The organism is Tenacibaculum bernardetii (assembly GCF_029125915.1).
Classification (GTDB): Bacteria; Bacteroidota; Bacteroidia; order Flavobacteriales; family Flavobacteriaceae; genus Polaribacter; species Polaribacter bernardetii.
In genome coordinates this window covers 1-1,231 of the sequence record NZ_JAQJCU010000037.1, presented here as the reverse complement: position 1 = coordinate 1,231, position 1,231 = coordinate 1, and the positions used below count along the sequence as shown (strand labels likewise).

The 1,231-nt window shown below is 32.0% G+C and carries 1 protein-coding gene; it reads left to right on the top strand.

Annotated elements, in window-relative coordinates; all coding sequences use genetic code 11:
- The first annotated feature begins 98 nt into the window (after positions 1–98).
- The gene (locus P2G10_RS12730; protein ID WP_275316975.1) at positions 99–983 is read left to right on the top strand and encodes a hypothetical protein; all 885 of its coding nucleotides are present in this window, start codon (positions 99–101) and stop codon (positions 981–983) included.
- Positions 984–1,231: the final 248 nt, after the last annotated feature.

Sequence of the window (1,231 nt, the reverse complement as noted above, 5' to 3'; positions counted from 1 at the left end):
AATTCGGAAAAGCGCTGCGCTCTTTTCCTTAACGAAATCATGCACAAAGCCGTTGCCCACAATTTGAAAAAATGCAGAAATACATCATAATTTTAGCTTTGATTACAATGTCTTGCAAAGGACAAAACGAAAAAAAAAATACGACTGAAATACCTACGTCTGAAATTATTAAAACTTCGGAATTTGAATTAATCAAAGCTGAAAATCAAAAAGGATTATTGATATTATTTCCTTGTTTCCCTTGCGACACGGAAAACACATTAAGCGAATTTAAAATTAAGGATATTAGTGTTAAAAACGGCTTTTCAGTTTTAGCAATGAATTTGAACCAACATTTGTTCTTAAATCCAACCGAAAAACAAAAATTAGCAGAACAATTAGAAATAATAATTTCTCAAAACGACCTCACCAAGGAAAATATATTCATCGGTGGTTTTTCAAGTGGCGGAAATGTGAGCCTATTAATCAGCGATTACCTTGTAGAGAATAAAAGCCCAATTCAACCCGAAGGTCTTTTTATAGTGGACTCACCAATTGACCTTTTAGCACTTTATAAAACTGCAAAAAAGAACTTGGAAATGAACTTTGCAGAACCGTCCATTCAAGAAGCGATGTGGATAAAGGATTTTTTTGACAAAGAGTTTGGAAATCCTGAAAACGGAATAGCTAATTATGAAAAAAACTCGCCTTTTACTTACGAAACACAAAATATTGAGAACTTGCGAGGATTGAAAAATCTAAAAATCAGATTTTACACAGAACCTGATTTGAAATGGTGGAAAGAAAACAGAAAAAACGATTTTGAGGATTTAAACGCTTTTTACATTGAAAAACTTTCGGACAGATTAAAAACTGAATTTAGAAATACAAATGTTGAACTTATAAAAACAGAAAATCGAGGTTATCGAGAAAATGGAGAAAGACATCCACATTCTTGGTCTATAGTAAATGAAGAAGATTTAATGAATTGGATGACCGAATAAAAACTGTGGGCAACAACGTATATAGCTCATAGCTAGTGAGTTGATTAATCGAAGTTAAGGTATATTTGCTAGTCCGCCAAATTTTTTAATTTGACTTATTAAAAAAAAGATAATAAGAAAAATTAAAAAATTCGGCTTGTGCTTCATCCGAAAATAATTTTATAATTTGCACGCTACGAGCCATATACAAAACCGTTGCAAGTAATGGCGGAAAATTACTCAGACGGAAAAAATTCTGAGTTGAAAAG